Consider the following 5270-nt stretch of genomic DNA (forward strand, 5'->3'; position numbering starts at 1 on the left):
CGCGGTTCGTGGATCAAGGCGCAGGAGAGACCGAGCTTCTGTTTCATGCCGCCGGAGAGCTTGCCGGCCAGCCGGTCGCGGAACGGTCCGAGGTTCGAGAAGGCGAACAGGCGCTCGCGCCGCGCCGCGCGCTCCGAGCGCGGCACCCTGAAGAGATCGGCATAGAAGTCGAGATTCTCGTCGACCGTGAGGTCGGTGTAGAGCCCGAAGCGCTGGGACATGTAGGCGAGCCGGGGCTTCACGGCCTCCGGGTCGGCGACCACCGAGATGCCGTCGAGGATCGCGTCGCCGGCGCTCGGCCTGAGGACGCCGGCGAGCATGCGCAGGGTGGTCGTCTTGCCGGCGCCGTCGGGGCCGACGAGCCCGAAGAGCTCGCCGGGCCGCACGTCGAAGTCGAGACCGGCGACGGCGACGCGCGCCGCCTTCCCGCCCGGCGCCGCGAAGCTTCGCGCGAGACCGCGGACCGAGATCGCCGCTGCGGCGACGCCGGCGTCGGCGCTCAGGGCTGCGGTCGTTCCGCGCTGCATCAGCGGCTCTCCACCAGCCTGACGTCGGCGGGCAGGCCGGGCTTGAGCTCCTCCTCCGCGTCGCCGGTGACCCGGACCTTGACCGCGTAGACGAGCTTCACGCGCTCCTCGGTGGTCTGGACGTTCTTGGGCGTGAACTCGGCGGAGCTCGCGATGAAGGAGACCTCGCCGTCGTAGCGCCTGCCGGGGAAGGTATCGGACGTGATCTCGGCGCGCTGGCCGATGGCGACTCGTCCGAGGCGGTTCTCGGGGACGAAGATGCGCACCCAGCGGTCGCCCGGATCGAGCAGTGTCACGACGGCCGCGCCGGCGCCGACGATCTCGCCCGGCTCGCGGTGGCGCAGCGTCACGATGCCGGCAAACGGGGCGGTGATGCGGCTGTTGGCGAGCGTCGCGTCGAACGTCGCGACGGCGGCTTCGGCCTGGGCGAGTTGGGCGCGTGCTGCGGCGATGCGCTCCGGGCGCGGTCCCTGCTCGAGGAGCGCCAGTTGCTCGGTGGCCTGGTCGCGTTGGCGCCGCGCGAGCTCGACGGCGAGTGTCGCCTTGTCGAGCATCTCGCGCGACACGGCGCGCCCTTCGAGGAGCGTGCGAACGCGCGCTTCGTCGCGCTCGGCATCGGCCACGCGGTCGTTCGCGGCAGCGAGCGCCGAGCGCCCCTGGGCGATCTCTTCGCGGCGCGAACCGGCGAGGAGCTCCCCCAACTGGGCGCGCATCGCTTGAGACTGCGCCAGCGCCTGCGCCCGCCGGGCGTCGAGCTCGCTGGTGTCGAGGCGCGCGAGCTCGGCGCCGGCCGCGACGCGATCCCCCTCGCGCGGCGCGACCTGGGCGATCCGCCCAGGGGACTGGAATCCGAGCTGGGCGTCGGTGGCCTCGACCGTGCCGGAGGCGACCAGGCCGTTGTCCTCGGGCGGCGGCGCGAGGACGAAATGCCAGAGGGCGAAGCCACCCAGGCCGAGCACGAGAACGATGGGCACGATGCGCTTCGGATTCATGGCGCGATCTCCAGGGTGCGACGGAACCAGTCGGGGGAGAGCTCTCCGGCGAGGCGCGCGAGCTCGACGTGCGAGAGCAGGACGGCGGTACGGGCTTCGGTGGCGCTGGCGCGGGTCGCGGCGAGCTCGGCAAGTGCGGCGAGGTAGTCGACCTGGGTGCCGGAACCGACCTCGAGCAGGAGCCTCTGGACGCGCGCGACCTCCGCCAGCCGGTCGGCGGCGCGGCCGAGCGCGCTCGCGCGGGCGCCGGCGTCGGCGAGCGTTGCGAGGGCGCGGTCGACCGCTTCGTGCGCTTCGAGCTCGCTCTGGGCAAGGAGCGCCGTGGCGGTGTCGCGCTGCGCCGCGGCCCTGGCGACGCGCCGGCCTGTCTGTCCGCCGTCCCAGAGCGGAACGACCAGCTGCACGCCGGCGTTCCAGTCCGTCACGTAGGAGCTCTCGGCCTCGCGGAACTCCTGCAGGGCGCCCACCAGGTCGAGCTTGGGAAAGTAAGCGCTGCGCGCCAGCCCCCGGGCCGCTTCCGCCGCGAGGATCTGCTGACGGGCCTGTTCGACCGCGGGGCCGGCGGCCACCGCGAGCGCCTGCAGCTCGCCCCGGGTCTCGGCCCGGGGAGCCGGCGTCTTCCAGGGTGCGAGCCGCCCGGACCGCGTCGCCTCGGGCGCGGCGGAAAGGAGCCGCGCGAGATCGCGTTCGGCGCTGTCGCGAGCGCTCGCAGCGCGCGTCCGCTCTGCCTCGGCGGCGGCGAGCGCAGCATCGGCGCGCAGCGTCTCGACCTCGGCGGCCTTGCCGACGGCGAAGAGCTGGCGCGCCCGGTCGAGCTCGAGGGTGAGCGCCTCTGTCCGCGCCTGCTGCGCGGCGAAGATCTCGCTGCGTGCGAGGGCCCCCGCATAGGCGGCCGCGACCCGCGCGGCGATCGCCTGCTCGGTGGCCGAGAGGGCGGCGCCGGCAGCAGCCTCCTGCGCCTCCGCCTGGCGGGTACGCTCGCGCCGCGCGCCCGAGTCGATCAGCGTGTAAGTGACATTCAGCGAGCCCTGCGCGAGGGTGTCGCCAAACGGCGGAATCTCGGCCGGATGGAACGAATGGATCGGGCTGGTGATCATCGGATCGTCGTAGCCCAGCGCCGAGGCGTTGAGCTTGAGGATCGGGCCGCGGCTTGCCGCAACTTCGCCGGTGGCCTCCGTCGCTTCGGCCACCCGCAATCGCGCCGCGGTGACCGCCGGATAGCGGCCGAGGGCGCGTTCGACCGCGGCGGAGAGGGTGAGCGGCGGCTCGGCCGAGGTCGCCGGCGCCGGGGCTGCCGGAGAGGCGTGGACGAGCGTCGGGGTGAGGAGAAGGGTCAGGAGCAACCTGGGCATGTTTCGGGGCCCGCGGGGCCTCCGGGCCCTTCGGATCCTCCGGGCGATCGGGATCATGGGTGTGCCTCCGTCCCGGGCATCCGGTCGCCGGCGGCGACGGGAGCGGCGGGCGTGGTCAGGGAACGAACGTAGTGTCGGACGAGGATCTCGGTCTCGGCGTCGGAAAGGGCGAGGTCGGGGAAGGCGCGCAGCTGGATGCCGATCGCGGCCGGGAGGCCCAGGAAGAGTGTCGCCTGGCGCTCCGGGGCGACGCCCAGGTCGAGGTCGAGCTCGGCGAGGACGCCGCCCAGGAGCCCGGCGTAGCGCCGCATGACGGTGCCGAGCTGGCCGATCAGCCCGTTGTCGCCCGAAGCGAGACCCTCGGCGATGAGCAGAAGCGGCAGGCCGCGGCTCACCCGCAGCAGCGAGACGTGGTGGCGCACCATGGCAAGCAGCCGCTCCTGCGGCGCGAGCGTGCGGTCGGCAGCGATCTCCGCGATCGTGCCGAGCAGCCGGCCACCGAAGCGCTCGACCATCGCCCGAACCAGCGCCTGTTTGCCCGGGAAGTGGCGGTAGATCGCCGGTTCGGTGAATCCGACCCGCTCCGCAACGCGTTTCATCGTCAGATTGGCGAGCCCGGATTCCGCGACCAGCTCCGCTGCACGGTCGAGAATCTCGGTCTGGCGCGCCGTAGGCGGATCCGAAGGGTGGATCCGGGTGAGTGAGTGAATGTTCACTAACAAAGAATCTAGACCTCTCCTCGGCGCTTGTCAAGCGGCCCGTTCCGGCGCTCTCGGCTAGACTCGCGACAAGGCAAGGGGAGAGAACCTCGATGATGCGAGCGCTGAAGGCACTCGAGAGGCTGCGTGAAGGGAACGCGCGATTCGTCGCGGATATTCGCGGCCGCGATTCGGCAACCAGCCCGGCGCGGCGGCATGAGGTCGCGGCCGGTCAGGAGCCGTTCGCGATCCTGCTCGGCTGCTCCGACTCGCGCGTGCCGGCGGAGATTGTCTTCGATCAGGGCCTGGGTGACCTCTTCGTCATCCGCGTCGCCGGCAACATCGTCGCCGCTTCCCAGGTCGGCAGCGTCGAGTTCGCGGCGGAGCGCTACGGCACGCGGCTGGTCGTCGTTCTGGGCCACTCGCAGTGCGGGGCCGTTCTCGCAACAGTCGAAGAGTTGCAGCGGCCGACCGCCAACCAATCGCGTTATCTGCGCTCGATCGTGGACCGGGTGCGGCCCTCGGTCGAGCCGCTGCTCGCGACCGGGCTGCGCGACGACCCGGAGGCGCTGGTGAAGCAGGCCGTGCGCGCCAACATCCGGGTCTCGGCCAACCACCTGCGGCACGGCTCGGAGCTGCTCGAACAGCTGATCCAGAAGGACGGGCTGCTGGTGGTCGGCGCCGAGTATTCGCTCGAGACCGGCGTCGTCGAGTTCTTCGATGGCCTGCCGAGGCCGGCCGAGGAGGGCACACGATGAGCGTGCAGTGGATCGTCTGTCCGGATTGCGCCTTCAGGTTGCCGTACGCGATTCTGGGCAAGCAGGGGAGCTTTCGCACCGGCCGCGAATTCGGCACGCTCTGCCGGCACCGGGCCGAGTTCGCCCACCGCGAGTCGATGAACGGCCTCGACTGCCCGGCGCTGCGCGCCGAGGCCGAGCGCGTGCTGAAGATCCGCCTGCCGGGAGGGGCGCCCGAGTCGCCGGAATCCGGCGCCGGCTGAGCGGCCGCCGCGAAGTGCGGCGAGGAGGGGCGGTCAGAGCTTTCCAGGGAACCCAGGGAAGGAGAGGACATGTCGAGAGTGCGCAGCGTGCTGGGGATCGTCGTCGGCGTCCTGCTGGTGTTGAGCGCAGGCGCGCATTCGCTCCTGGGCGGCAAGGAGCTCCGCGAAGCGTTGGTCACCGCGCAGGTGCCGCCGGATCTCCTGCGCGGCGCGATGATCGGCTGGCACTTCGGCGGCGTCGCGATGCTCGCCTTCGGCGTCGTGGTGCTGCAGGCTTTCGTCCGCAGACGCGGCGTCGCGCCGGTCTCGCTCTTTCCCGCCCGGATCGTCGCCGTGACCTACCTCGGCTTCGGGGCCGCTGCCCTGCTGTTCACCGGCTTCGACCCGTTCTTCCTGGTCTTCATCGTTCCCGGGCTGCTGCTCAGCCTGGCCGCCTTCGGGAATCCCGCGCACCCTCCGAGCTGAAACCCCGCGTCGGCCAGAGCTGGCCGGCTCCCGCCTGAGTCACCGGTGCCAGCTGCGCAGAATGAGCATGTAGTTGGCGCGCTCGTACCCGGCAGGGTCGGAACAGTTGCCGAGGTTCATGCTGCCGCGCAGCTGCGCGATCGACTCGTACTGGTGATCCGCGAGCCAGTAGGCGAACTCCTCGCGCAGCGTGCGCAACCTCTCCGGGCCGTGCGCCAGCAGCTCCGAGACCATCT

General features: G+C 71.9%; 7 protein-coding genes and 1 pseudogene (1 of these 8 only partly in view). 3 read left to right on the forward strand and 5 right to left on the reverse strand.

Features of this window, described 5'->3' with window-relative positions:
- The 4 genes and pseudogenes from KBI44_19600 to KBI44_19615 form a co-directional block, all read right to left on the reverse strand.
- Positions 1-527 (reverse strand): annotated as a pseudogene (locus KBI44_19600) (ATP-binding cassette domain-containing protein); it reaches 979 nt to the left of the window's first position.
- The gene (locus KBI44_19605) at positions 527-1519 is read right to left on the reverse strand and encodes an HlyD family efflux transporter periplasmic adaptor subunit (GenBank protein MBP9146688.1); all 993 of its coding nucleotides are present in this window, start codon (positions 1517-1519) and stop codon (positions 527-529) included. Before KBI44_19605 ends, KBI44_19600 begins: the two are co-directional and overlap by 1 nt.
- Positions 1516-2871: a TolC family protein gene (locus tag KBI44_19610; GenBank protein ID MBP9146689.1), complete on the reverse strand. Its 1356-nt coding sequence runs from the start codon at positions 2869-2871 to the stop codon at positions 1516-1518. Before KBI44_19610 ends, KBI44_19605 begins: the two co-directional genes overlap by 4 nt.
- A gap of 53 nt (positions 2872-2924) precedes the next feature.
- Positions 2925-3587, reverse strand: coding sequence for a TetR/AcrR family transcriptional regulator (locus KBI44_19615; protein ID MBP9146690.1), 663 nt, complete (start codon positions 3585-3587; stop codon positions 2925-2927).
- A 95-nt stretch (positions 3588-3682) separates the two neighbouring features.
- On the opposite strand from KBI44_19615, the gene KBI44_19620 reads away from it, so the two are divergent.
- From KBI44_19620 to KBI44_19630, 3 genes are all read left to right on the forward strand, one after another.
- Positions 3683-4327 carry a carbonic anhydrase gene (locus KBI44_19620; GenBank protein ID MBP9146691.1) on the forward strand — a complete coding sequence of 215 codons (645 nt, stop codon included), beginning with the start codon at positions 3683-3685 and terminating at the stop codon, positions 4325-4327.
- On the forward strand, positions 4324-4569 hold the full coding sequence (locus tag KBI44_19625; protein MBP9146692.1) for a hypothetical protein: 246 nt from the start codon (positions 4324-4326) through the stop codon (positions 4567-4569). The genes KBI44_19620 and KBI44_19625 overlap by 4 nt, the downstream gene beginning before the upstream one ends.
- A 69-nt stretch (positions 4570-4638) precedes the next feature.
- Positions 4639-5034 carry a hypothetical protein gene (locus KBI44_19630; protein ID MBP9146693.1) on the forward strand — a complete coding sequence of 132 codons (396 nt, stop codon included), beginning with the start codon at positions 4639-4641 and terminating at the stop codon, positions 5032-5034.
- Between the two features lie 39 nt (positions 5035-5073).
- On the opposite strand, the gene KBI44_19635 is transcribed toward KBI44_19630, so the two are convergent.
- Positions 5074-5270 (reverse strand): dihydroorotate dehydrogenase-like protein (locus KBI44_19635; protein MBP9146694.1); only part of this gene is annotated, 197 nt, incomplete at its 5' end.

The organism is Thermoanaerobaculia bacterium (assembly GCA_018057705.1).
Classification (GTDB): Bacteria; Acidobacteriota; Thermoanaerobaculia; order Multivoradales; family JAGPDF01; genus JAGPDF01.